The sequence below is a fragment of the Ruegeria lacuscaerulensis genome (assembly GCF_013031245.1).
In the GTDB taxonomy this organism is placed as follows: domain Bacteria; phylum Pseudomonadota; class Alphaproteobacteria; order Rhodobacterales; family Rhodobacteraceae; genus Ruegeria; species Ruegeria lacuscaerulensis_C.
Window position 1 is genome coordinate 152904 of sequence record NZ_WPZL01000004.1, and the last position, 25224, is coordinate 178127.

A 25224-nucleotide genomic window follows, 5' to 3' on the forward strand; every position below is an offset into this window, starting at 1 on the left:
ACTGCGGCGTAATTGAGAGTCATGGGGAAAATTGGTCAATCCAACCCCATGGCGGCCATCATCTCTTCAAGCTTCGGGACGTCCTGCGGGTTGTTCAGTTCCCAAAACTGTCGGCCCTTGGCCTCGACCTCGACGCACAGAACCTTACGACCGTTTTCCATAAAGCGCAGCTGTTCAAGCCCTTCCAGCTGTTCCAGCGGACCAACCGGCCAGCCGGGATAAGCGGCCAGCGCATCGGGACGGTAGGCATAGACGCCAACATGGTGGAAAACCGGTGTCGGTTCTTCCCCGGTAAAGGTTTGCGCCGTGAAGGGGATAACCTCTTTCGAGAAATACATCGCGCTGTGATCGGGAGCAAACACGGCTGTCGTGCCCCCCACGCGTCCGTTTTTTCGGTCGTTCAGCAGACTGTTCAACGCGTCGCCATCGCAGCGCAAAACCGGAGTTGCAACACCGGCCTCCGGCGCGGCGCGCAGGCCGGTGATCAGGTCTTCGACGAACCAATGCGGGGTGAGCGGCGCGTCGCCCTGCAGGTTCACGACGATCTCATAGCCCGCACCCAGTTCAGCATGGGCCTCGGCGCAGCGTTCCGTGCCATTCCCGCAGCTTTCCGAGGTCATCACAACCTCGGCCCCAAACCCCTCGGCTACTTTGCGGATACGGTCGTCATCGGTCGCGACAACCACCTTGTCCACGCCCGATACCGAACAGGCGGCGCGCCATGAGCGTTCGATCAGGGTCATCGAGGCACCATTGGCCCCGGTCAAAGGAACCAGCGGCTTGCCCGGATACCGGGTTGAGGCGTAGCGGGCGGGAATGGCGATCAGAACGGACATCAGGCCTCCTTCAGGTCAACGCCCGGAGCGTAGGCGATAAAGAACGGGTTTGCATAGTCGTCCTTGCCATAGGTCAGGGGCGAATGGTCGTCGAAGCGTACGACCTTACCACCTGCGCCCGCCAGCACGGCATGGCCCGCTGCGGTGTCCCATTCCATCGTGCGTCCGACGCGGGGATACAGATCGGCCTCACCTGTGGCGACCAGACAGAATTTCAGCGACGAGCCCGCGCTCTTGCTGTCCTGAACATGATATTTGTTGATATAGTCGTCGGTGGCCTGATCACGGTGCGACTTGGACGCCACCACCAAAAGCGCCGAATTGTCAGGTTTAGAGACTGAAATCGGCGCGGTATCACCTGGCTGCGCCGTGTCCAGAGCGCCGGTTTCTTCGACCGACCGGCCATCGGCCTGTGTATAAAACATGCGGCCGCGCGCAGGGGCATAAACCACACCGCGGGTCGGTACGCCGTTTTCGACCAGAGCAATGTTCACCGTGAAGTCGCCGCGACGATTGATGAATTCTTTGGTGCCGTCCAGGGGATCAACAATCAGGAAGGTGTCACCTTTCTCAGAGTGTGACTCGGCCTGTTCTTCGGTCACCAGCAGGATGTCCGGAAAAGCGTCACGCAAACCAGCCGAGATCAGCGCGTCGGCGGCCTCGTCCGCTTCGGTCACGGGGCTGGCGTCGGATTTGACCTTTACGTCAAAGTCATCGGCCTCATAGATCTGCATGATCTTGTCACCCGCTTCCAGGGCCAGGCTTCGGATGACGGGAATAAGGTCGTCGTAAGTCACAAAAAAGCTCCGTTCCGGTGATTTGTTGATCGAATATCCTGACGGCCTTATGATGTGCTGGTTACGGAACGGCAAGAAATTCGTGGCAGATTGCAGGCGAAAAAACGGGAAAGACGCTTCGGGTGTTTTATTTCAAACGAAACCAGACGCTTTTGGGCGGTGCGTTCACAACGGCAGAGCTTATTTTCCACGCGGTTGTTCGTAATGTGCGGTCGCAACACAGCAATGCTGTTCTGGCAATTCTGATGAATATCGTTCAGATTCTGGCTCTGGTTGCAGTGTTTTATACGATCATGTCCTTCATGGGGACACGAGTTGCCAAAATACGTGGCGATTTCGTTCTGTTTTTGATGACCGGCGTTTTCTTGTTCCTGACCCATATCAAAGCAGTCGGCGCTGTTGGTGGGGTTGGCACCGGGAACAATCCGATGATGCTGCATTCGCCGATGAACATGATGGTGATGCTGCTGGCCACGGCTTTCGGAACTCTTTACACGCAGTTTTTCTCGATGATCATAATTCTGTTTGGTTACAGTGTGTGGTTTGGTGTCCCAGAAGTTCAGGAACCGGGCGGTGCATTTGCGATGCTCATGCTGGCGTGGTTCACCGGTTGTTCAGTCGGCGTGGTGTTCATGGCTCTCAAACCCTGGTTGCCGACCACAGTCGGGATCATGAGCACCGTTTACCGCCGATTGAACATGATCTTTTCCGGCAAGATGTTTGTGGCGAATGCGTTGGGTGGTTTCATGCTGACCATGTTTGCCTGGAACCCTCTGTTTCACATCATCGACCAATGCCGAGGTTTTGTTTTCCGTAATTATTTCCCACGCAACACCAGTTGGGAATATGCGCTTTGGGTCGGGCTTGTATTGTTGATGGTCGGACTGCTGGGGATTTTCTTTACCCGCCAGCACGTCTCGCAAAGCTGGGGCGCGCGCCGTTAAACGGCCACTCGCAGGGTCAGGTTGATCCGTCCACCTTTCGGCAGCAGTTTTGACGACCCGAACCGGATGCGGTCGATCCCGTGATAGGCCAGGCGGGCGGGTCCGCCCATGATCACGACGTCGCCGGAGCTCAGCCAGATGGATTCCGTTTTGCCGCCCCTTGTCGTGTTACCGATGCGAAACAGCGCGTCATCCCCCAGCGAGATTGACAGGACCGGCCAGGAAAAATCGGCTTCGTCCTTGTCCTGATGCAATCCCATCCGGGCGCCTTCACCATAGTAATTGATCAGGCAGCAGTCCGGTTCGCGCTCGGGGCTGACCAGGTCTCGCCAGATATTGAGGATGGGTTCAGGAATGGCGGGCCAGTCCGCCCCCTTTGGGTGCTGTTGCTGATATCTGTAGCCTGCCTTGTCCGTGACCCAGCCAAGGGGCCCGGCCGAAGTCATGCGAACCGACATTTCCTTGCCTGAGGGAGTTACCGGCCGGTACAGCGGGGCCGATTTCAGAATCGGGCGCAGTTCTTCGATCAGCTGCGCCTGCGCAGCCCCGTCCAGACAGGCTTTTCTGATATCAAAACCGCGCAAAAGCAGCCGCGCCATCCAAGATTCCCCAATCCTTGCCAAAACCTTGCCGAAAAGGCCGCAGATTCCCGAAAACCTGCGATTTACACCGCTTGCAGGCCCCTGTTCCCGCCCTTATATACGCCGGGACGCGCGATGGTGTAGACCTGTTGCGCAAATCAGATCGGGGCCGGGTGCCATAACGGGTTCGGACCTCGGGACATCGCCTTGAAGAGAAAGGGATTGAACATATGGGAAAAGTAATCGGGATTGACCTCGGCACCACCAACTCGTGTGTAGCCATCATGGACGGCTCGCAGCCGAAGGTCATCGAAAACGCCGAAGGGGCGCGGACCACGCCCTCGATCGTCGCCTTCACCGAAGATGAGCGTCTGGTCGGTCAGCCTGCAAAACGTCAGGCGGTCACCAACCCCGACAACACCATCTTTGGCGTCAAGCGTCTGATCGGTCGTCGTGTGGATGATGCAGAAGTCGAAAAAGACAAGAAAATGGTGCCGTACGCCATCGTCAACGGCGGCAACGGCGACGCGTGGGTCGAAGCCCGCGGTGAAAAGTACTCCCCAAGCCAGATCTCGGCCTTCACTCTGGGCAAGATGAAGGAAACCGCCGAGAGCTATCTGGGTGAGGAAGTCACTCAGGCCGTCATCACCGTTCCGGCCTATTTCAACGACGCTCAGCGTCAGGCCACCAAGGACGCGGGCAAGATTGCCGGTCTGGAAGTGCTGCGGATCATCAACGAACCGACAGCTGCTGCGCTGGCCTATGGTCTGGACAAGGAAGAAACCCAAACCATCGCGGTTTATGACCTTGGTGGTGGTACCTTCGACGTGACCATTCTGGAAATCGACGACGGGTTGTTCGAGGTCAAATCGACCAACGGCGACACCTTCCTGGGTGGTGAAGACTTTGACATGCGCATCGTCAACTACCTGGCGGATGAGTTCAAAAAGGAACACGGCGTAGATCTGTCGAGCGACAAGATGGCCCTGCAGCGTCTGAAAGAAGCCGCTGAGAAGGCCAAGATCGAACTGTCCTCGACCTCGCAAACCGAAATCAACCAGCCGTTCATCTCGATGGGTGCCAACGGTCAGCCGCTGCACATGGTCATGAAACTGACCCGTGCCAAGCTGGAATCGCTGGTTGGTGATCTGATCAAGAAGTCGATGAAGCCCTGTCAGGCTGCTCTGAAAGATGCGGGTCTGTCGGCTGCTGATGTAGACGAGGTTGTTCTCGTTGGAGGTATGACCCGGATGCCGAAAGTGATCGAAGAGGTCACCAAGTTCTTCGGTAAAGAGCCGCACAAGGGTGTGAACCCGGACGAAGTGGTTGCCATGGGCGCCGCCATTCAGGCCGGTGTTCTGCAGGGCGACGTCAAGGACGTGGTTCTGCTGGACGTGACCCCGCTCAGCCTGGGTATCGAGACTCTGGGTGGCGTGTTCACCCGCCTGATCGACCGCAACACCACGATCCCGACGAAAAAGTCTCAGGTCTTCTCGACCGCCGAGGACAACCAGAACGCCGTGACCATCCGCGTGTTCCAGGGTGAGCGTGAAATGGCCTCGGACAACAAGATCCTGGGTCAGTTCAACCTTGAAGACATCCCGCCCGCACCGCGCGGTATGCCACAGATCGAGGTGACCTTTGACATCGACGCCAACGGCATTGTCTCGGTTTCGGCCAAGGACAAAGGCACCGGCAAAGAGCAGAAGATCACCATCCAGGCATCTGGAGGTCTGTCCGACGAGGACATCGAAAAGATGGTCAAGGACGCCGAAGAGAACGCGGAAGCCGACAAGGAACGCCGCGAGCTGGTCGACGCCAAGAACCAGGCGGAAAGCCTCATCCATTCGACCGAGAAGTCGATGGAAGAGCATGCCGACAAGGTCGACCCGACCACCATCGAAGCCATCGAGCTGGCGATTGCCGCGCTGAAGGACGAGCTGGAAACCGAAAATGCCGACAAGATCAAGTCGGGCATCCAGAACGTCACCGAAGCCGCGATGAAGCTGGGTGAGGCCATCTACAAGGCACAGTCCGAAGAGGCCGAGGACGAGCCTGCTGCGGCAGATGCTGCTCCGGCTGGAGATGACGACATTGTCGACGCCGAGTTCGAAGATCTGGACGACGACAAACGTAACTAACGGGTAACCGGGCCAATGCGGGCCGGTCCGGTTGCCGGGCCGGCCCGATTACGTTGAGGCAGAAGGAAATACTGATGTCAAAACGCGACTACTACGATGTGCTCGGCGTGTCCAAGGGCGCATCGGCGGACGAGATCAAGAAGGGTTTTCGCAGGAAAGCCAAAGAATTGCATCCCGACCGCAACAAGGACAACCCGGATGCTGAGACGCAGTTCAAGGAAGCCAACGAGGCTTATGATGTGCTGCGCGACGCCGACAAAAAGGCGGCCTATGACCGTTTCGGCCATGCCGCCTTCGAAAACGGCATGGGTGGCGGCGGCGGCCGTCCCGGTGGCGGTTTTGGACAGGGTGATTTCTCCAGCGCGTTTTCTGACGTGTTCGACGATTTGTTCGGCGATTTCATGGGTGGTCAACGTGGTGGCGCTGGCGGTGGGCGCCGTGCCGCGCGCGGTTCGGACCTGCGTTATAACCTGCGCGTGACACTGGAAGAGGCGTTCTCGGGCCTGCAGAAAACCATCAATGTCCCTGCCGCCGTGGCCTGTTCGGCCTGTGACGGCTCGGGCGCCGAAGGCGGTGTTGAACCTACTACCTGTCCTACCTGTTCCGGCATGGGAAAGGTCCGGGCACAGCAGGGCTTTTTCACCGTGGAACGAACCTGCCCGACCTGCTCGGGTCTGGGGCAAATCATCAAGAACCCCTGCAAATCCTGTAGCGGCGCAGGCCGTGTCGAAAAAGAGCGTGCGCTGTCCGTCAACATTCCCGCCGGTGTCGAAACCGGCACCCGTATCCGACTGGCGGGTGAGGGTGAGGCCGGAATGCGCGGTGGCCCTCCGGGTGATCTCTATATCTTTGTCGAAGTGTCGGATCACAGGCTGTTCGAACGCGACAGCGTGAACCTATACTGCCGCGTCCCGGTCAGCATGGCCAAGGCGGCGCTGGGCGGGTCGATCGAAGTGCCGACCATCGACGGCGGCCGTGGCCGCGTGCAAATTCCGGCTGGCAGCCAGTCCGGTCGTCAGATGCGTCTGCGTGGCAAGGGTATGCCCGCCCTGCGCGGCAGTGGTGTTGGCGACATGTTTATCGAACTGGCCGTGGAAACCCCGGTCAACCTGACCAGCCGCCAGAAAGAGCTGCTGCAGGAATTCGACGATCTGGGTGAGGATAACCATCCGGAATCCAAAAGCTTTTTCTCATCGGTCAAGTCCTTTTGGGATGGTATGAAGGGCTAAAGCCTCACGTATCAACACGACAAGAGCCGGTTCCGTCGAACCGGCTATTGTCGTTTCATAAGTCCAGATTGAGCGCGGACGGCGCCCAAATTGGCCCTTGATTCCCCTCGCAAGCCCTGAGATTGTCCGCCCAACCGTTGGAGTGCCCTGATCAAAGGGCTGAGAGGCGCGAATGCGTCAATTCATCGAACCTGATCCGGGCAATACCGGCGTAGGGAACGGTCTTACACTGCGCAGACGTTTTCCATGCCCCGTTGCCCCCGTAGAATTGGAGCAACGACATGACGCCTATTGCGTTGACTATCGCAGGATCGGACAGCGGGGGTGGGGCCGGGATTCAGGCGGACCTCAAGGCGATGTCTGCCCTCGGCGTATATGGGGCCAGTGTAGTCACAGCGGTGACGGCGCAGAATACAAGGTCCGTGACAGCCGTACACGGTATTCCGCTGGATGTAATTGCGGCCCAAATCGAAGCTGTTCTGACCGATCTGGACGTGGGTGCGATCAAGATCGGTATGCTCGCGACACCGGATATTATCCGGTCCGTTTCAGACAGTATCGCGGGTTTTACCGGCCCTGTCGTTCTGGACCCGGTGATGATCGCCAAATCCGGGGATGCTCTTTTGGCGCAAGACGCCGTGCAGACCTTGCGCAAGGTCCTGCTGCCCCGCGCAACCGTGCTGACGCCGAACCTGCCCGAAGCCGCCCGTATACTGGGCAGCGCCGAAGCAGACACACCCGAACAGATGGTCGTACAAGGTCTTGCGTTGTGCGAATTGGGTCCGCAGGCGGTTTTGATGAAAGGGGGGCATGGTCGGGGTGACACGTGCCATGATCTGCTGATTGATTCCGCGGGTTGTGTGGCCGAATTTAAAGCCCCGCGACGGGACACTCGCAATACACACGGCACGGGTTGCACCTTATCCTCCTCAATTGCGGCTGGTCTTTCCAAGGGGCTGAGCCTGACGGATGCGGTCGCGCAAGCGCATGACTATTTGCAAGGCGCCATAATCCGCGCCGACAGGCTGTCAGTCGGACAGGGACATGGCCCGGTTCATCATTTTCACCGGGTCTGGCCCGCATGACAGTATGGTCTGTCATAGGGTCGGGCGTCGCCGGGTTGGCCGTTGCCAGCGAGCTTGTGTCGCGAGGCGCCAGGGTTCAGGTATTTGACCCGGTTGGGCCACCCGGGGCGCATGGCTGTTCCTGGTGGGCGGGCGGCATGCTCGCCCCGTGGTGCGAATATGAAAACGCCGAAGAACCGGTTTTGCGTCTGGGTCGGACCGCACTGAACTGGTGGGCCGCACGTACGCAGTTGCACCGGCGTGGAACTCTTGTATTGGCCAGCCCCCGCGACCTGCCCGACCTGCGCCGCTTTGCCCGCCGGACAGAAAGGTTTGCCGAAGTTGATCAAACAAAAATAGCCTTATTAGAGCCTGATCTTCACAATTTCACCAAAGGCCTGCATTTCGCGGATGAGGCGCATCTGGACCCTCGGCAGGCGCTACGGGATTTGTACCGTCAGCTTCAGGAACAAGGCGTTGTCTTTCACCGCAAACTCGCGCCTTCAAGGTTGGAGAATGCGATTGACTGCCGTGGCCTGCATGCGCGCGAGGTGCTGCATGATCTGCGCGGGGTCAAGGGCGAGATGCTGGTGATCCGCTGCCCGGATGTGGCCCTGACCCGGCCCGTGCGTCTGTTGCATCCCCGTATGCCGCTTTACGTCGTTCCACGCGGGGATGGCGTTTACATGCTGGGCGCGACGATGATCGAATCCGAAGACAGCAGCCGCATCACTGCGCGTTCCATGCTGGAACTGCTCAGCGCAGCTTATGCATTGAACCCCGCCTTTGGTGAGGCCGAGGTGCTGGAAATCGGCGTCGATCTGCGCCCCGCTTTCCCGGACAACCTGCCCCGTATCCGCCGCTTGGGGCGGACGATTTATGCCAACGGGCTGTATCGCCACGGCTACCTGCTGGCGCCCGCGCTGGCGCAGGGCGTGGCCGATCTGGCGCTGGAGAACAAACATTCGGAGATGGTCGATGATGATCGTGCTTAATGGCGAACCGCGCGAGGTGCGCGCCGAAACCCTTGCGGAATTGCTGACAGAATGTCGGCTGTCAGGCCGTGTCGCGACTGCGGTGAATGAGGAGTTTGTGCCCTCAGGTCTGCGCATCGCTCAGAAACTCAACGATGGCGATCGGGTTGAAGTCGTCGCCCCGATGCAGGGGGGCTGAGGATGAAAGCGTTCTATGGAACCCAACTGCCAAACCCGCTGATGCTGGGTACGGCGCAATATCCCAGTCCGGCGATCCTTGAGCAAGCCTTTCGCGACAGCGGGGCCGGGGTTGCCACCGTGTCGCTGCGGCGTGAATCCGGCGCGGGACAGACCTTCTGGCAGATGATCCGAGAGCTGGGCGTTCTGATCCTGCCCAATACCGCAGGCTGTCACACAGTCAAAGAGGCCGTGACCACGGCCCATATGGCGCGTGAGGTGTTTGACACCAGGTGGATCAAGCTGGAACTGATCGGTCAAACCGACAGCCTGCAACCCGACGTGTTCCAACTGGTCGAAGCCGCGCGCATTCTGACAGAGGATGGATTTCAGGTCTTCCCCTACACCACCGATGACCTGATCGTGGGCGAGCGGTTGTTGGCAGCGGGGTGCGAAGTTCTGATGCCCTGGGGCGCGCCGATTGGCTCGGGGCGGGGGCTGAACAACGAATACGCCCTCCGTGCGATGCGGGCGGAATTCCCGGACGTGCCGCTGGTGATCGACGCTGGTATCGGCCTGCCCAGCCACGCCGCACAGGCGATGGAGCTGGGCTATGACGCGGTTCTTTTGAATACCGCAGTCGCGCGCGCAGGCTACCCGGCCGCGATGGCCAAAGCGATGATGCTGGCAATCGAAGCTGGTCAGCTTTCCTATCAGGCCGACCCCATCGAAGCGCGCGATATGGCTGAGCCTTCTACCCCAGTGATCGGAAAGGCCTTTTTATCATGAGCCTGGATCGATTTTATCCAATCTTCGACCATTCCGATTGGCTGCGCCGGATGCTGCCCTTGGGTGTGAAACTGGTTCAGTTACGGATCAAAGAGCAACCTGACGCGGTGATACGGGAACAGATCGCGATCTCACGTGATCTTTGCCGTGAATACGGCACGGTGCTGGTGGTAAATGATTATTGGCAGGCGGCAATGGATGCAGGCTGTGACTGGATCCACCTGGGGCAGGAGGATCTGGATGAGGCCGATCTGAAAGCAATCCGCAAGGCCGGTCTCAAACTCGGGGTTTCAACCCACGACGATGATGAGCTTGAGCGCGTTCTGGCGATGGATCCGGATTACGTCGCGCTGGGCCCGGTTTATCCAACGATCCTGAAAAAGATGAAATGCGAACAGCAGGGCCTGCCTCGCGTCACCGAGTGGAAGACCCGTGTGGGGGATATCCCTTTGGTTGGTATTGGCGGAATGAGCGTCGACCGGGCGCCGGACGTGCTGCAGGCCGGGGCAGACATCGTGTCGGTGGTCACCGATGTCACCCTGAATGCCGACCCAGAAGCGCGTGTGCGCGAATGGATCGAGGTTACGCGATGACCCGATATGCTCGCCAGACGCTGTTGCCCGAAGTCGGGGCCAAAGGGCAGGCGCAGATGTCCTCAACTCGTGTGCTGGTCGTGGGCGCGGGCGGTCTTGCCGCTTCGGTCCTGCCTTTGCTGGCCGGGGCAGGGGTTGGTCGGATCACAATTGTGGATGGTGATATCGTTGATTTGTCAAACCTGCACCGTCAGACGCTGTTCTCCGAGGTGGATTGTGGATATCCAAAGTCTGAAATTGCCGCCGACCGCTGCCGTTCGTTGAACAGCAATATTGAGGTATTCGGTCAGAAACAGACTCTGACAAGCGAAAACGTGGCCACATTTGTCACGCAGGCGGATGTGGTTCTTGACTGTGCGGACAGTTACGCGGCCAGCTATATCCTTTCGGATACTTGCCTGGCGCAGAGCAAGCCGCTGATTTCCGCATCAGTGCTCGGGCTGTCCGGCTATGTCGGCGGTTTTTGCGGCGGTGCGCCGTCTTTGCGTGCGCTGTTCCCGGACGCACCTGACAGCGGCGCGAGTTGCGCAACGGCAGGGGTGCTAGGCCCGGTCGTAACCACAATTGGCGCGATGCAGGCGCAGATGGCAATGAACCTGATCCTGGGTCTGGACCCGTCCCCCCTGGGCCAGATGGTGCAATATGATGCCCGCACCCTGCACAGCAGTGGTTTCCGGTTCGATGAAGCGCCGGAACCGGACAGCTGTTTTCGCTTTCTGACAGCCAGTCAACTGATCGCGAACGACCAGATTGTAGAACTCCGCGGAACAGACGAGGCACCAACGCCAGCCCATCCGGATGCAATACGAATATCGCCGGAAAATTTGGATAAAATAGATCCTAACAAAGGAAAAAGACTGGCACTTTGCTGTGCCACCGGTCTGCGTGCATGGCGCGCGGCGGAACTATTGCAACCGGATTGGCCAGGCGAGATTGTCCTTGTCGCGGCCTCAACCTCGTGAATAGAGAGAAACGCGATACATGATAACCTGGATAGCGCCGTAGTCTGGCTGGCCATCGCGCCGGTCTTCGCAGAGGACAAGGTGACCCTGCCGCAGGTCTGGTTCATCGACTCCGACCTTATCATTGTGGCGAAGGAAAACGTCTATTTCGCCGATGAATGGTATTAAGTCGAAATCGTTCCGACCGGCGACCTGTCGGCCCCGCCACGTCTGGTCGCCGCCAGTCAGGTCGATCTGGCCGGAGAGATGCGTTAACCATTCAGAAACCGATTCTGAGCCACTCTGAGCGTATGACCCAGGACGCCTTTGCCGAAGCCCCGACGCTTTTTGAATCTGACGAAGCCCCGGTGCAGCCGCTGCCGTCGGGACGGTTGCCGTCCTATATCAAGGACCACCGCAAACGGCTGCGGGAAAGGTTCATGTCGGGTGGCTCTGCCGCGATGCCGGATTACGAATTGCTGGAATTGGTTCTGTTCCGGTCCATTCCCCGACAGGATGTGAAACCTCTGGCCCGGGCATTGATGGATACGTTTGGTGATTTCAACCGCGTACTGACCGCGCCCGAGGAGCGGCTACGCCAGATCAAGGGCGTGGGTGACACCGTCATCACCGATCTGAAAATCCTTGAGGCCTGCGCCCATCGCATGGCCCGCGCGCGGGTCATGCAACGGCATGTAATCTCGGGCTGGGACGCGCTGCTGGACTATTGTCACACGACAATGGCCCATCGTGAGACCGAACAATTCCGGGTGTTTTTTCTGGACCGCAAGAATGTTCTGATCGCAGATGAAGAACAAGCCAAGGGCACTGTGGACCACGTGCCCGTCTATCCGCGCGAAGTGGCCAAACGAGCGCTGGAACTGAACGCCTCGGCGCTCATTTTGGTGCATAATCACCCCTCGGGTGATCCCACGCCGTCGCAATCGGATATCGACATGACCAACCGGATTCAGGATGCCTGCGTGGCGCTGGGCCTGACGTTGCATGATCACCTGATCATCGGCAAATCGACTGAGCTCAGCTTTCGGTCTGAAGGTTATTTGTAAGCGCTACTGAACCCAGATCTCGACCCGGCGATTGACCTTTCGGCCCCAGTCGGTGTCGTCGCAAGCCATCGGCATCGCCTCGCCAAAAGCATCGACTTTCAGCTCGACACTGTCGGGAATTGCCGTCTCAACCGCCGCCAAAACCGCATTGCGCACCGTCTTTGCGCGCAGCAAGGCGATCCGGGCGTTTGCAGCCGCATGACCGTTCCCGTCGCTGAAACCGATAAAGGTCAGCCTACGCGCGTCCAAAGTACCGGCTTCGAGCTGCTGCGCCAAATGTCGGATGTTCGACCGCGACTGCGCGTCAGGTCGAGAGGATCCGGCCTCAAATCGAAAGGACAGAGACAGCCGTGACATTGGACGCAGTGTTTCGATCATGCGCTGCAATTCTTCCAGCCCTACTTCGGCACCGCCAGAGGCAACCGCATTAGCCAGACGATCTCCTTGCAGCCCTATGCGCATCGTTTCAGGCATCTGGTCGACAAAACCCGCATTGCGAATCGCCATCTGGGCATCGGTGCTTTGCGTATAGGCCAGAAACTGACGCGCGACGCGGGGCAGACGCCGGTCCGGCAGGTAGAGGAACATGGGTGCGGTCAGCGGGTAATCCTCAGTCTTGATCGACTGTCGCGTCGCAACCAGCGCATGTCCGCATCCGCCGGCCAGCGGCAAAGCGCGGGCGATGTCAGCCTCGGCCTGGCTGGCGATTCCAATGGCAAAGGGGTCATCCGACACCACGCGGATCAGATCGCCGCTGCTCTCGTGCCGAATGACGTTTTCGGACAAGGGCGCACCGGCGGGTTCAAGCAACCGGTCCTCCAAACCTTGAGCTAACCCTGATCCTGCAACCGGCAGGTGCAGGGAAATTGGCGCATCCGGCCCGCCGAGTTCAGACCAGTTCACAACCTCTCCCGAAAAAACGCGCACCAGATCGGTAGGAGAGATTTGCCGCACCGGATTGTCCGTGGCGACGACGGGCACCAAGGCGTCCAGTGCCACAACCCGGGATCGGCGGGCTTGGGTCAGGTCTCCCAGTCCGGCGGCTTGCGCTGCCTGAGCCTCAGAGGGGCGAACCTCGCGCAGGGCCATGACGATATCGGTTTGATCTTCGATCAGGTCAGAAAACCCCTGACCTGTATTGCCAACGTTAATAAAGAATCGCCCCAGCGGCGCGGCGCGCCCATTCTGGTGCAGCTCATAGGTGAAACTGTCTTGGTCGATGCGCTGCGGGGTGGCTGACAGCCCTTCCTGTCGGGCAAACCCTGTCAGCAGGGCCGGCAGAACGCTTTCCGCCATCACCGACGAGCCTGAAAAACGAACCTCCGCTACAAAATCGGTCAAGTTGGGGCAGGCTGGGCCGTCACAGGTCACACCTGACCCATCGACCGTCAACTCTCCGAACTGCGTGTCCACGCGGTAGAATTCACCGTCAAAGCCCAAGAGGGTGCCTGTCACCTCGACCTTGCCGTCGTGAGATGTAAGCGCGATATCCTGCGCCTGCACGCCCGATGCAAGTGTTGCCGAAAACAGTGCGGTCGCTGCCACACGAAAGAATGTCATTGGAAAATCGAGCCTGCCTGCGGTTTAGTTTGCCGCGATTGTCAGGTCTTGGAACAGATTATTCAACACCAGAAACTCACCGGTCCTGGAGCATTCGGGCAGAGACAGCGTTATATCGCGCGACCGCAGCTGCCGGTCGCCGCGTAGTTCCAGCGATTGCATGTTCAGGTCGCGGCCGCAGTTTTCTGCGGTCACCTCGGCTTCGACCGTCAGGGCGATCGAGCCGGCCTCATGTGCCTGAGTGGCCGGGAAGGAATATACTTCGACATTGCGCGCATCGCTGAGGCCGGATTGACCCAGATGAACAACGCTGCCCGTTCCCCGCGTTTCCGGATCAGCGGACACATGACCTTTGCCGCCGTAATTGGCACCAAATTCCAGCGCGTGGATCTGCAGATCCGTGTCACCCTGCCATTGCAGGGCGACACGGGAGTAATGAGCCATGTCGGGTATGTGAGTGGTGGCAACGGTCCCTTTCTGATCCTCAAGCGAGATCAGAAAGATCGCGTATTCCGACAGGGCTGGTATGGTCAGATCCAAAGTACCGTTTGCGTCCGTCCGCTGGGTCACAGTCAGTCCGCTGTGATGCACCTCGATCCGCTCATTGCCGTGGCAGGGGGCTTTGATGAACAGGCGCGCGGCAGCGCCGGGCACGGCACGTGCACGGGCGCTGAGGCTGCAACCGGCACGGTCAGAGGGGGATGACCGGCTGGACCGCAGGGTCCGCTGAGATGGTTCGGTGTCCGCATTTGCGTCATGGGCCGGAGGCGAGGAGGTCAGAACAATTCCTTCCAGCCCGGTGATGACCGAAGCCTGAGCCATGGCGGTTGCCACACCCTCAGGTGCCTGCGCGCCATCTCGTTGCGCAGGTGTTCCATTCTGCATCAGGTAACCAATGGCCAGGGCGCAAGCGACAGTGCCTCCGGTGGTTACGTAGTTCTTTATTACAAACAAGACACCCTCCCCAGTTGAAGGAGCGAGTCGCACTTTGAAATTGAATCACGGCCAATATGTGGCCGTGAGGCGGACTCATTGTGTCTGGATTAGGGTGACGTCAGGTCAGCCGCCCGTGGCAATGTTTGAACTTCTTGCCGGAGCCGCAGGGGCATCTGTCGTTGCGCGACGGGTTACCCCAGGTTGCCGGATCATCCTCAGCAAAGCCGGGGCGCGGATCACCGGAAGCTTCGGCTTCGGCCACCGCTTCGGCCTGACCGGCGGCCTGATCGACTGCCTTTTGCGCCTGTGCCTGCTGGGCTGCCATCTGCGCCAGCATTTCCTTCTGTTCCTCTTCGGTCAGCGGGCGCACGCGCGACAATTGCTGTGTCACGGTTTCGCGCAGGCTGTCGAGCATACCTTCGAACAACTGGAAGCTTTCGTTCTTGTATTCGTTCAGCGGATCGCGCTGGGCATAGCCGCGGAAGCCAACCACCGAGCGCAGATGTTCCAGCGTCAGCAGATGTTCGCGCCACTTGCTGTCGATGGTCTGCAGCAGCACCTGCTTTTCGATATTGCGCATGTTTTCGGGGCCAAAAGCGACCGCCTTCTGCGCCATCATCTCATCAGCGGCCTTGACCAGACGCTCGCGCACTTGCTCGTCATCCACGCCTTCTTCGGCGGCCCAGTCCTGTACCGGGGCGTCGATGGTCAGCTTTTCCCTGATCGCTTCGTGCAATCCGTCGGTGTCCCACTGATCGGCGTAGGTTTTCGGCGGCATGTATTCGTCGATCAGATCGTCGATCACCTGCTCGCGCATATCCGAGACGATCTCGGACAGGTCGTCGGTTGACATGATCTCGCGTCGCTGACTGAAGACCACCTTCCGCTGGTCGTTCATCACGTCGTCGAATTTCAGAACGTTCTTGCGCATGTCGAAGTTGCGGCCTTCGACCTTGGACTGCGCGCGTTCCAGTGATTTGTTGACCCACGGGTGGACGATTGCTTCGCCCTCTTTCATGCCCAGCGTGGTCAGGACCTTGTCGAGCCGTTCCGAGCCGAAGATGCGCATCAGGTCATCTTCAAGGCTCAGGTAGAATACGGTGCGGCCGGGGTCACCCTGACGGCCTGAACGGCCGCGCAGCTGATTGTCGATGCGACGGCTTTCATGCCGTTCCGAGGCCATCACGTAAAGGCCACCGGCGGCCAGAACCTTTTCCTTTTCTTCCGAATGGCGCGCCTCTTCGGCTGCGCGCAATTCTGCTGGATCGGCCTCGGGGTTCCCGGCCAGAGCCTGTAAAACCTTCATTTCCACATTGCCGCCCAGCTGAATGTCTGTGCCGCGACCGGCCATGTTGGTGGCGATGGTGACCGCGCCAAACCGGCCCGCATCGGCGACGATCTGCGCCTCCTGCTCGTGCTGGCGGGCGTTCAGAACGTTGTGTTCGATGCCTTCCTTGGTCAGCATCTGGCTCAGCAGTTCAGATTTCTCGATCGAGGTGGTGCCCAGCAGAACCGGCTGGCCCTTTTCCCGCGCCTCTTTGGTCTCGTTGATCATCGCGGTGTATTTCTCACCAGCTGTACGATAGACCTGATCGTCTTCATCCAGACGAGCAATCGGCTTGTTGGTCGGAACCTCGACCACGCCCAGACCGTAGATTTCGGCAAATTCCTCGGCCTCGGTCAGCGCCGTGCCGGTCATGCCGCCCAGCTTGTCATAGAGGCGGAAATAGTTCTGGAAGGTCACACTGGCCAGCGTCACGTTCTCGGGCTGGATCTGAACGCCTTCCTTGGCTTCGATGGCCTGGTGCAGACCTTCGGACAGGCGGCGGCCCGGCATCATCCGGCCGGTAAACTCGTCGATCAGCACCACGTTTCCGTCACGCACAATGTAATCCTTGTCGCGCTGGAACAGTTTGTGCGCTCGCAGGCCCTGATTGACGTGGTGCACGACTGTGGTGCTTTCGGGATCATAGAGCGAGTGACCTTCGGGGATCAGTCCCGCGGCAATCAGCTGTTGTTCCAGAAACTCGTTGCCTTCGTCAGTGAAGGTCACGTTGCGGGATTTTTCGTCCAGCGTGTAGTGGTCGTCACTCAGCGACGGAATCATGCTATCAATGGCGGTGTACAAGTCCGAGCGGTCCTCGGACGGGCCCGAGATGATCAGCGGTGTCCGTGCCTCGTCGATCAGGATCGAGTCCACCTCATCCACGATCGCGAAATTGTGGTGCTTTTGATAGATTTCAGCCAGGTCCGCTTTCATGTTGTCGCGCAGATAGTCGAATCCCAGCTCGTTGTTGGTGGCGTAGGTGATATCGCTGGCGTAGGCGGCCTTCTTTTCGGCATCGGGCTGGCCCGACCAGATCACGCCGGTAGTCATGCCGAGGGCACCAAACACCTTGCCCATCCATTCCGCGTCACGTTTGGCCAGGTATTCGTTCACCGTAACCACGTGTACGCCCTTGCCAGTCAAAGCGTTCAGATAGGCGGGGAACGTCGCCACCAGGGTCTTGCCCTCACCGGTCTTCATTTCCGAAATGTTGCCCTGGTGCAGGAACACGCCGCCCATCAGCTGAACGTCAAAGGCGCGCAGCCCCAGTGCGCGTTTGGCGCCTTCGCGCACATTGGCAAAGGCTTCGGGCAGCAGGTCATCAAGGCTTTCGCCGTCCAGTGCACGTTTGCGCAGCTCTTCGGTTTTTTCGATCAGGCCTTCATCCGGCAGTTTTTCGAACTCGGGTTCCAGCGCGTTGATCTTTTCGACCAGAGGGCGGGTCGCCTTGATCTTGCGGTCGTTCGGTGTTCCGAACACCTTTTTGGCAAGCGTTCCGAGTCCCAGCATGTTCACTCCAGCGGATCTGTTCTTATCGTGGTTGCGACAGGCTTGCCCACCTTGCGCGCAACCCATAGATACGGGGGGTGAAAGGCGGCCCTGTCCAAGGCTTCAAAGCGATGTAAGCGGCAGGTTCCAGAGTGTCAACGCTGCGCCCTGTCGCGGCAAAGAAATAGGATGATTCCATGCCCAAAGGCCTCACTTTTCTGCCATCGCTGGCGCTTGCTGCCGTGATGGCGCTGCCGCTTGCCGCCGAAACCAAGCCGGATGCAGGGACTGTGGTTGCGCGCGTGAACGGGGATGAGATCACATTGGGTCACGTCATCGCCACCGTGGCCACACTGCCGCCGCAATACCAGCAGTTGGAAGATGACGTCCTGTATGACTTCATTCTCGAGCAACTGGTACAACAGCAATTGCTGAGCCAGGAACAGGAAGACCTGTCCAAACTGAACACACTGGCGCTTGAGAACGAGGCGCGCTCGCTACGGGCAGTGCAGACGGTCAGCGGCCTTACCGAGGACGAGTTGACGGATGAGGCGATCCAGGCCGCCTATGACAAGCAATTCGCCGATTTCGAAGGTGCTGAGGAATTTGACGCCAGCCATATCCTTGTCGAGACCGAGGACGAGGCCAAAGCCATCAAGGCGCAACTGGATGATGGCGCCGACTTTGCGGAACTCGCCAAAGAGAAATCCACCGGCCCGTCTGGTCCCAACGGCGGCGCGCTGGGTTGGTTCGGCAAGGGTCAGATGGTACCTGAATTCGAAAACGCCGTTCTGGGTCTTGAAAAGGGGCAGGTTTCGGACCCGGTGCAGACGCAGTTCGGCTGGCACGTCGTCATCCTGAACGACACGCGCAAGGCACAGGCGCCTGAACTGGCGGCCGTACGGGACCAACTGGCCCAGACTATCCGGCAGGACGCGATTCAGGCCAAGATCGACGAGTTGACCCAACAGGCGCAGATCGAACGCCCGGCGCTGGATGGCACCGGCCCCGAAGTCATCCGCCAGCTGGACTTGATTCAGGAGTAACCCCGTGGCCACGATCACCAAGGTTTCGCCGCTGGCCCCTGCGGCTTTCCCCGATCTGCCCGCAATTGACGGTGTGCGCTTCGCCACCGTCGAGGCGGGCGTACGCTATCAGGGCCGGACGGATGTCATGCTGGCCGTGATGGACCCCGGCACCTCGGTTGCCGGGGTGTTTACGCGTTCGGCCACCCGCGCGGCCCCGGTGCTGGACTGCCAGGACAAGATCGGCGGCGCCAGCGATGGGCCTGCGGCGATCCTTGTGAACTCGGGCAATGCCAACGCCTTTACCGGCCACTACGGCCAGACCTCGGTGGCTGAGGTGACCCAGGCGATTTCGGCAGCTACTGGCGTTCCCGCCGAGCGGGTCTTTACCTCGTCGACCGGTGTGATTGGCGAGCCGCTGCCGCATGAGCGTATCGTGGCGCAGTTGGAGACGCTGAAAGCGGGCCTCAGTCGCCACGCTGTCGAAGACGCGGCGCGCGCCATCATGACCACCGATACGTTCCCGAAAGGTGCGTCGGCGCAGGTCGAGGTGGACGGCAAAACAGTCTCTATTGCGGGGATTGCCAAGGGGTCGGGCATGATCGCGCCGGATATGGCGACGATGCTGGTCTACATTTTCACGGACGCGCAGGTCGAGCAAACGGCGTTGCAGGCCATGCTGGGCGCGCAGACAGACCGGACCTTCAACTGCATCACGGTGGACAGCGATACGTCGACCTCGGACAGCCTGCTGTTGTGCGCAACCGGGGCCTCGGGCGTCGATGCGACCAACAGCGAAGTGTTTGCCGAGGCATTGGAGGGCGTGATGCTGGACCTCGCGCAACAGGTTGTCCGCGATGGTGAAGGCGCGACGAAATTCGTGGAAATCCGCGTGATCGGAGCGGCCTCGGATGCGGATGCCAAGGTACACGGACTGGCCATTGCCAATTCGCCTCTGGTCAAGACGGCCATTGCAGGCGAAGACCCGAACTGGGGCCGCGTGGTCATGGCCATCGGTAAATCCGGCGCGGCAGCCGACCGTGACCTGCTGAGCATTTCCTTCGGTGACATTCTGGTGGCCGAAAATGGCTGGGTCAGCCCGGATTACCGGGAAGAGGATGCCGCCGCCTATATGAAAGGTCAGGATCTGGTGATCGCCGTCGATCTGGGGCTGGGCGACGGCAAGTCCACTGTCTGGACCTGTGACCTGACGCATGGATATATCGAGATCAACGCGGATTACCGCTCGTGAAGACCATATTAGTCTCTGCTGTCGCCCTGATCGACATTGAGGGCCGGGTGTTGCTGGCGCAGCGCCCCGAGGGCAAATCCATGGCCGGTCTCTGGGAATTCCCCGGCGGCAAGATCGAACCCGGTGAAACCCCCGAGGCCGCCCTGATCCGCGAATTGCACGAGGAGCTGGGCATCGACACCTGGGCTTCGTGTCTGGCGCCGCTGACCTTCGCCAGCCACAGCTATGACAATTTCCACTTGCTAATGCCGCTCTTTGCCTGCCGCAAATGGGAGGGCATCCCGCAATCCAAGGAAGGTCAGGCGCTGAAATGGGTGCGCGCCAACGAGTTGCGCAACTATCCGATGCCTGCGGCGGATGTGCCGCTGATCCCGATATTGAGGGATTGGTTGTGAGACAACTGTTGCCCAAGAAATTTCAGTTAGGCGGTGGGGGTGTCAGCTACTGAAGACGCGGTGGCAAGTGACAGGAGTTGTTTAGACTTCAAGCAAGGCTGGATCGAACCACATATCTTCATAAGTGCCATCAGTCAGAAAACGCCACCCAGGCGGAAGCAGCAGGTATTTGAGGCTGAGCCTGCAGCTGTTCTCCAAATGAGCAAGGTGAATGGGTTTGAAGAAATCAGGAGAATCCGACAGCACTTCTCCGCCCCAAATATACCAGCCGGATACACCAAAAGCTGTTGGATGACGAAGTCCGTTCAACGGCATCAATCCCTCTAGGGCAGATTGAGATATGCCTAATTTGTCGCCAGCAAAAGCTTCGCAAATTTCAACACCCAAGTTGTTGCAGGTCACTTTTTGCGATTGTCGAATTTCCTGTTTCAAAACGTCCTCCTACTTCCTAGCGATGTTATGCATTGAGAGCTTGGAGTTCACATTACCCAATCGTCACAATTGATATTAATTTCAGCAGTTATGGTTTTCATATGCTGAAACTCTGGTCGCCCACCCTCTGTTACAATTCGTAAGAATTGAGAAAACATCAGGAAAAAGTTGACGCTGATTGTGCAAGCGTCCCTTAATCGGGGCGCTGGCGTCCGAGGTGTTCCTCGGGTCTGCCGTTTCCGGCCCGAGGTGGGGTCGGATAGGGAGGAGAAAGAGATTGGCTCAGACGCAGACGGGCGCCGAAGGGTTGCACTCCCTTCCGGCGCTACTACACCGCAATGTCACCCAGCTCGGGGATGCACCGGCCTACCGTGAAAAGGAATTCGGGATCTGGCAATGCTGGACCTGGGCTGAGGCAGCCAGGGAAATCCGTTCGATTGCATTGGGATTTCTGGAGCTTGGCGTTGAGAAAGGTGACCACATCGCGGTGATCGGGCGCAACCGCCCCGCGCATTACTGGTCGATGGTCGCAGCCCAGATGGTCGGCGCGGTGCCGGTCCCGCTCTATCAGGACGCGGTGGCCGAAGAGATGGCCTATGTGCTGGAGCATTGCGGCGCGAAATACGTCGTCTGCGGCGATCAGGAGCAGGTCGACAAGGTTATCGAGATTCAGGAAAACCTGCATCAGGTCAAACACATCCTCTACACCGACAAGCGTGGGATGCGGAAATACGACCACTCTCAGATGAACGCGCTTGCGGATCTAATGGCGGAGGGGAGTGCCGGTCACGCCCGTTTTGACGCCGAGCTGGACCGCCGTATCTCGGAAATCACTTACGACGACACCTGCGTGATGCTGTACACCTCGGGCACCACGGGCAAACCCAAAGGCGTGGTGTTGTCGAACCGCAATGTGATCGAAAGCGCCAAAAACTCGGCCGATTTCGATCACCTGACCCGGAATGAGGACATCCTGTCCTACCTGCCGATGGCCTGGGTGGGCGATTTCATATTTTCCATCGGTCAGGCCTATTGGTGCGGATTCTGTGTGAACTGCCCCGAAAGCGCCGAAACGATGATGACCGACCTGCGCGAGATCGGGCCGACTTATTTCTTTGCCCCTCCGCGAGTGTTCGAAACGCAGCTGACCAACGTCATGATCCGCATGGAGGATGCCGGCAAACTGAAGCAGCGGATGTTCCATCACTTTATGGCGCATGCCAAGAAAGTGGGTGGTTTGCTGCTGGACGGAAAGCCGGTGGGTTTCGGAGACCGCCTGAAATACGCGTTGGGAAATATTCTGGTTTATGGACCGCTGAAAGACACACTGGGCTATGGCCGGTTCCGAGTGGGCTATACCGCGGGCGAGGCGATCGGGCCGGAAATCTTTGATTTCTACCGCTCCCTCGGCATCAACCTGAAGCAGCTTTACGGCCAGACCGAAGCCACCGTATTCATCACCGTTCAACCGGATGGCGAGGTTCGTGCCGACACTGTTGGCGTCCCCGCGCCTGATGTGGAATTGAAGATCGATGACAAAGGCGAAATTCACTACCGCTCGCCGGGCGTGTTCGTCGAGTATTTTAACAACCCGGACTCCACAGCTTCGACCAAGGATGCCGAGGGTTGGGTTGCCACTGGAGATGCCGGGTTCATCGAGGAAAACTCGGGCCACCTGAGGATCATCGACCGGGCCAAGGATGTTGGTAAAATGGCTGACGGGTCGATGTTTGCGCCGAAATATGTCGAGAACAAGCTGAAGTTCTATCCTGACATCCTTGAAGTTGTTCTGTTCGGCAACGGCAAGGATCGATGTGTCGCTTTTATCAATATTGACCTGACGGCGGTGGGCAATTGGGCGGAACGCAACAATGTGGCCTATGCCTCATATCAGGAACTGGCGGGCCATCCCCGTGTGTTAGAGACGATTCGCGGCCATGTCGAAGAAGTGAACAAGTCCGTTGCTGCTGATGAAATGCTGTCAGGATGTCAGGTGCATCGCTTTGTGGTTCTGCACAAGGAACTGGACGCAGATGACGGTGAAATGACCCGCACCCGCAAAGTGCGCCGCGGCTTTGTCGAAGACAAGTTCAACGACATCATCGCCGCGCTCTACGACGGGTCCGAGACTGTTTCGACCACGACCGAAGTGACCTATGAGGACGGCCGCAAGGGCTCGATCAGTGCGACGCTCGAGATTGTCGATGCGCCGGTTGTGCCGGTCGCACAGCAAAAGGTGGCTGCGGAATGAGGGGCCGTCATGCGCCGCTCGACCTGCGGTCTTCACCCCGCCCGCCGTCCCGTATTTGCGCAAGTCAGGGAGTGACTGATGCTGGATAACTCCGAAGGATATGTCACCGAAGATGGCCGCAAGATCGGCGGCGTGGTGATGGAGATGAAGAACATCACTCTGCGGTTCGGCGGTGTGGTGGCGATCAAGGACATCTCGTTCGACATCCGCGAAGGCGAGATCCGCGCCATTATCGGTCCGAACGGGGCGGGCAAGTCCTCGATGCTGAACGTTATCTCGGGGTTCTATGTCCCGCAGGAGGGTGAAGTTTGGTTCCACGGGGCCAAGCGCCCACCGATGCGGCCATTTGAGGTCGCGCAGCAAGGCATTGCCCGGACGTTCCAGAACATCGCCCTGTTCGAAGGCATGAGCGTTTTGGACAACGTCATGACCGGGCGGCTGAACTACATGAAAACCAACATCTTTCAGCAGGCGCTGTGGAAGGGCAAAGCTGAGGTGGAAGAGGTTGAAAACCGCGAAGCCGTGGAAAAGATCATCGACTTTCTGGAAATCCAGCACATCCGCAAAACGCCGGTGTCACGCCTGCCATACGGGTTGAAAAAACGGGTCGAACTGGCCCGTGCCCTGGCGGCGGAGCCCAAACTGTTGCTGTTGGACGAACCGATGGCCGGCATGAACGTCGAAGAGAAAGAGGACATGAGCCGCTTTATCCTCGATGTGAATGACGAATTCGGCACCACAATCGCGCTGATCGAGCACGATATGGGTGTGGTGATGGACCTGAGCGACCGGGTGGTCGTGATGGATTACGGCAAGAAAATCGGGGACGGCACGCCGGACGATGTGCGCAGCAATCAGGAAGTCATCGACGCCTATCTGGGGGTGAGCCATGACTGAGCAACTGACAGACATGAGGGGAGGCGCACATGCCTGATCAGCTGATTTTCGCAATGGAGGTTATCCTTAACGGTCTGATGGCCGGGGTGCTTTATGCGCTGGTGGCTCTGGGCTTTGTACTTATCTACAAGGCGTCGGGGATTTTCAATTATGCCCAGGGGGTTATGGCCCTGTTTGCCGCGATGACACTGGTGGGGATCATGAACGGGCAGGTACCGTTCGCGCATGTGATCAATGCCACATTCGGCACGCATATCCACTATTTCGGCTGGAATGTGCCTGCGTTGCTGGCAATTGTCCTGACCATGGGAGTGATGGTGCTGCTGGCCTGGTGCGTTCAACGCTTTGTTATGCGCCATCTGGTCGGGCAGGAGCCGATCATCCTGTTCATGGCGACCATCGGTCTGGCCTATTTCCTTGAAGGTGTTGCCGACCTGATGTGGGGATCCGAGATCAAGACGCTGGATGTGGGTCTGCCGCAGGGTATCAACCTGTGGATCGATGAGAGCACGTTCAACATCTTCGGCTACGGCTTCTTCATCGACAATCTGGATATCGTTGCAACGGTGATTGCGGCGCTGCTGGTGGCGGCTCTGGTCGCCTTCAGCCAGTACACCAAACAGGGCCGGGCAATGCGCGCGGTGGCGGATGACCATCAGGCGGCGTTGTCGGTGGGGATTTCGCTGAACTTCATCTGGATCATGGTCTGGTCGGTAGCAGGTTTCGTGGCGCTGGTCGCCGGTATCATGTGGGGCACCAAGTCGGGCGTGCAGTTCTCGCTGTCGCTGATCGCGCTCAAGGCGCTGCCGGTGCTGATGCTGGGCGGATTCACCTCGATCCCCGGGGCCATCGTCGGCGGGCTGATCATCGGTGTGGGGGAGAAGCTGTTCGAGTTTTCCATCGGCCCGCTGGTCGGCGGCGCGACCGAGAACTGGTTCGCCTATGTGCTGGCGCTGATCTTCCTTGTGTTCCGGCCGCAAGGTCTCTTCGGTGAAAAAATTATCGAGAGAGTTTAAATGGATAGATTGGAACCCCTCTTCAAAGCACTCCCTGTTATATTGCTGGGCTATGGGCTGGTGAGAACGATTGGGGAGTGTTTCGAGGTCCATCTGGCAGGCGCCGGGGCGAACATGGGAGCGGAAACGGAATGGCAGCTCAAAGTCTTTATGTATGCGAGCTACATTCGAGCGTTGGATTCGTTGCTCTTCTACGCCGCGTTTGCTGCGGTGGTGCATTGGCTGAATGTCAAAGGCGGGAGAGCTACGACATGAAGAAGCTGATCGCCATCATCAATGTGATCGCTTGGGCAGGGTTCTGGGCATTTGGCTATATCGCGATCACCTCGGAAGATCTGACAGCCAGCCAGTTGGTGATCTCCGCGATCCTGGCCTTTGCCGGATTGGTGACCGGGGTTTTGGCCTACATCAAACTGGTGCGCTCTTCAGAGGCGAGCGGATACGCAAAGGGGTCCAAGCAACTGGACGCCAAGGCCCGCAACCGGGCGCAGGAAGAATGGGGAAGGTAAGAC

The 25224-nt window shown here is 58.8% G+C and carries 25 protein-coding genes and 1 riboswitch; of the genes, 18 read left to right on the top strand and 7 right to left on the bottom strand.

Annotation, left to right across the window (positions count from 1 at the left end):
* Window positions 1-35 precede the first annotated feature (35 nt).
* Both GOX66_RS07190 and cysQ read right to left on the bottom strand, forming a co-directional pair.
* A complete protein-coding gene (locus GOX66_RS07190) occupies window positions 36-836 on the bottom strand; it encodes a 3-deoxy-manno-octulosonate cytidylyltransferase (protein WP_170761068.1) in 801 nt (266 codons plus the stop codon).
* A complete protein-coding gene (cysQ, locus tag GOX66_RS07195; RefSeq protein ID WP_170761070.1) occupies window positions 836-1633 on the bottom strand; it encodes a 3'(2'),5'-bisphosphate nucleotidase CysQ in 798 nt (265 codons plus the stop codon). Before cysQ ends, GOX66_RS07190 begins: the two co-directional genes overlap by 1 nt.
* Window positions 1634-1755: 122 nt before the next feature.
* Here cysQ and GOX66_RS07200 point away from each other — a divergent pair, with 122 nt between their 5' ends.
* Window positions 1756-2577 carry an ABC transporter permease gene (locus GOX66_RS07200; protein ID WP_170761073.1) on the top strand — a complete coding sequence of 274 codons (822 nt, stop codon included), beginning with the start codon at window positions 1756-1758 and terminating at the stop codon, window positions 2575-2577.
* Here the strand turns inward: GOX66_RS07200 and GOX66_RS07205 are convergent.
* Window positions 2574-3176, bottom strand: a complete 603-nt coding sequence (locus GOX66_RS07205) for an alpha-ketoglutarate-dependent dioxygenase AlkB family protein (RefSeq protein ID WP_170761075.1) — start codon at window positions 3174-3176, stop codon at window positions 2574-2576. The two genes, GOX66_RS07200 and GOX66_RS07205, sit on opposite strands and share 4 nt — an antisense overlap.
* A 212-nt stretch (window positions 3177-3388) precedes the next feature.
* Between GOX66_RS07205 and dnaK the strand changes: the two genes are divergently transcribed.
* The 9 genes from dnaK (at window position 3389) to radC (ending at window position 12133) form a co-directional block, all read left to right on the top strand.
* Window positions 3389-5299 (top strand): molecular chaperone DnaK, encoded by a 1911-nt coding sequence (gene dnaK / locus GOX66_RS07210; RefSeq protein ID WP_170761077.1) that lies wholly within the window; start codon window positions 3389-3391, stop codon window positions 5297-5299.
* 74 nt (window positions 5300-5373) lie between these two features.
* The gene (gene dnaJ, locus GOX66_RS07215) at window positions 5374-6528 is read left to right on the top strand and encodes a molecular chaperone DnaJ (RefSeq protein ID WP_170761079.1); all 1155 of its coding nucleotides are present in this window, start codon (window positions 5374-5376) and stop codon (window positions 6526-6528) included.
* Window positions 6529-6656: 128 nt separating this feature from the next.
* Window positions 6657-6763: riboswitch (TPP riboswitch) on the top strand.
* Window positions 6764-6809: 46 nt separating this feature from the next.
* Window positions 6810-7613, top strand: a complete 804-nt coding sequence (thiD, locus tag GOX66_RS07220; RefSeq protein WP_170761081.1) for a bifunctional hydroxymethylpyrimidine kinase/phosphomethylpyrimidine kinase — start codon at window positions 6810-6812, stop codon at window positions 7611-7613.
* Window positions 7610-8587, top strand: coding sequence for an FAD-dependent oxidoreductase (locus GOX66_RS07225; protein ID WP_170761084.1), 978 nt, complete (start codon window positions 7610-7612; stop codon window positions 8585-8587). Before thiD ends, GOX66_RS07225 begins: the two co-directional genes overlap by 4 nt.
* Complete coding sequence (gene thiS, locus GOX66_RS07230; RefSeq protein WP_170761086.1) at window positions 8571-8765, top strand: sulfur carrier protein ThiS; 195 nt, start codon at window positions 8571-8573, stop codon at window positions 8763-8765. Before GOX66_RS07225 ends, thiS begins: the two co-directional genes overlap by 17 nt.
* Before the next feature lie 2 nt (window positions 8766-8767).
* The gene (locus tag GOX66_RS07235) at window positions 8768-9532 is read left to right on the top strand and encodes a thiazole synthase (RefSeq protein ID WP_170761087.1); all 765 of its coding nucleotides are present in this window, start codon (window positions 8768-8770) and stop codon (window positions 9530-9532) included.
* Window positions 9529-10125, top strand: a complete 597-nt coding sequence (locus GOX66_RS07240; protein WP_170761089.1) for a thiamine phosphate synthase — start codon at window positions 9529-9531, stop codon at window positions 10123-10125. The genes GOX66_RS07235 and GOX66_RS07240 overlap by 4 nt, the downstream gene beginning before the upstream one ends.
* On the top strand, window positions 10122-11087 hold the full coding sequence (locus GOX66_RS07245; RefSeq protein WP_170761091.1) for a ThiF family adenylyltransferase: 966 nt from the start codon (window positions 10122-10124) through the stop codon (window positions 11085-11087). The genes GOX66_RS07240 and GOX66_RS07245 overlap by 4 nt, the downstream gene beginning before the upstream one ends.
* Before the next feature lie 290 nt (window positions 11088-11377).
* Window positions 11378-12133, top strand: coding sequence for a RadC family protein (gene radC, locus GOX66_RS07250; RefSeq protein ID WP_170761093.1), 756 nt, complete (start codon window positions 11378-11380; stop codon window positions 12131-12133).
* A gap of 3 nt (window positions 12134-12136) precedes the next feature.
* On the opposite strand, the gene GOX66_RS07255 is transcribed toward radC, so the two are convergent.
* From GOX66_RS07255 to secA, 3 genes are all read right to left on the bottom strand, one after another.
* Complete coding sequence (locus GOX66_RS07255; RefSeq protein ID WP_170761095.1) at window positions 12137-13693, bottom strand: phosphate ABC transporter substrate-binding/OmpA family protein; 1557 nt, start codon at window positions 13691-13693, stop codon at window positions 12137-12139.
* 24 nt (window positions 13694-13717) lie between these two features.
* The gene (locus tag GOX66_RS07260) at window positions 13718-14647 is read right to left on the bottom strand and encodes a hypothetical protein (protein WP_170761098.1); all 930 of its coding nucleotides are present in this window, start codon (window positions 14645-14647) and stop codon (window positions 13718-13720) included.
* Between the two features lie 100 nt (window positions 14648-14747).
* A complete protein-coding gene (gene secA / locus GOX66_RS07265) occupies window positions 14748-17465 on the bottom strand; it encodes a preprotein translocase subunit SecA (RefSeq protein ID WP_170761100.1) in 2718 nt (905 codons plus the stop codon).
* Window positions 17466-17641: 176 nt separating this feature from the next.
* Here secA and GOX66_RS07270 point away from each other — a divergent pair, with 176 nt between their 5' ends.
* From GOX66_RS07270 to mutT, 3 genes are read left to right on the top strand one after another with little or no spacing between them, the layout of a single operon-like run.
* Window positions 17642-18490 (top strand): peptidylprolyl isomerase, encoded by an 849-nt coding sequence (locus GOX66_RS07270; protein WP_170761102.1) that lies wholly within the window; start codon window positions 17642-17644, stop codon window positions 18488-18490.
* Between the two features lie 4 nt (window positions 18491-18494).
* Window positions 18495-19721: a bifunctional glutamate N-acetyltransferase/amino-acid acetyltransferase ArgJ gene (gene argJ / locus GOX66_RS07275; protein WP_170761104.1), complete on the top strand. Its 1227-nt coding sequence runs from the start codon at window positions 18495-18497 to the stop codon at window positions 19719-19721.
* Window positions 19718-20116, top strand: coding sequence for an 8-oxo-dGTP diphosphatase MutT (mutT, locus tag GOX66_RS07280; RefSeq protein WP_170761106.1), 399 nt, complete (start codon window positions 19718-19720; stop codon window positions 20114-20116). The genes argJ and mutT overlap by 4 nt, the downstream gene beginning before the upstream one ends.
* An 81-nt stretch (window positions 20117-20197) precedes the next feature.
* Here the strand turns inward: mutT and GOX66_RS07285 are convergent, their stop codons facing one another.
* Window positions 20198-20548, bottom strand: a complete 351-nt coding sequence (locus GOX66_RS07285; protein ID WP_170761108.1) for an immunity protein Imm33 domain-containing protein — start codon at window positions 20546-20548, stop codon at window positions 20198-20200.
* A gap of 277 nt (window positions 20549-20825) precedes the next feature.
* Between GOX66_RS07285 and GOX66_RS07290 the strand changes: the two genes are divergently transcribed.
* The 5 genes from GOX66_RS07290 to GOX66_RS07310 all read left to right on the top strand — a co-directional run bounded on the left by GOX66_RS07290 (window position 20826) and on the right by GOX66_RS07310 (window position 25221).
* On the top strand, window positions 20826-22799 hold the full coding sequence (locus tag GOX66_RS07290; RefSeq protein WP_170761110.1) for an AMP-binding protein: 1974 nt from the start codon (window positions 20826-20828) through the stop codon (window positions 22797-22799).
* Between the two features lie 78 nt (window positions 22800-22877).
* Window positions 22878-23696, top strand: coding sequence for an ABC transporter ATP-binding protein (locus tag GOX66_RS07295; protein ID WP_170761112.1), 819 nt, complete (start codon window positions 22878-22880; stop codon window positions 23694-23696).
* 29 nt (window positions 23697-23725) lie between these two features.
* Window positions 23726-24712, top strand: coding sequence for a branched-chain amino acid ABC transporter permease (locus GOX66_RS07300; RefSeq protein ID WP_170761114.1), 987 nt, complete (start codon window positions 23726-23728; stop codon window positions 24710-24712).
* On the top strand, window positions 24713-24967 hold the full coding sequence (locus GOX66_RS07305; RefSeq protein WP_170761116.1) for a hypothetical protein: 255 nt from the start codon (window positions 24713-24715) through the stop codon (window positions 24965-24967).
* A complete protein-coding gene (locus GOX66_RS07310; RefSeq protein ID WP_170761118.1) occupies window positions 24964-25221 on the top strand; it encodes a hypothetical protein in 258 nt (85 codons plus the stop codon). The genes GOX66_RS07305 and GOX66_RS07310 overlap by 4 nt, the downstream gene beginning before the upstream one ends.
* The last annotated feature ends 3 nt before the right edge of the window (window positions 25222-25224 follow it).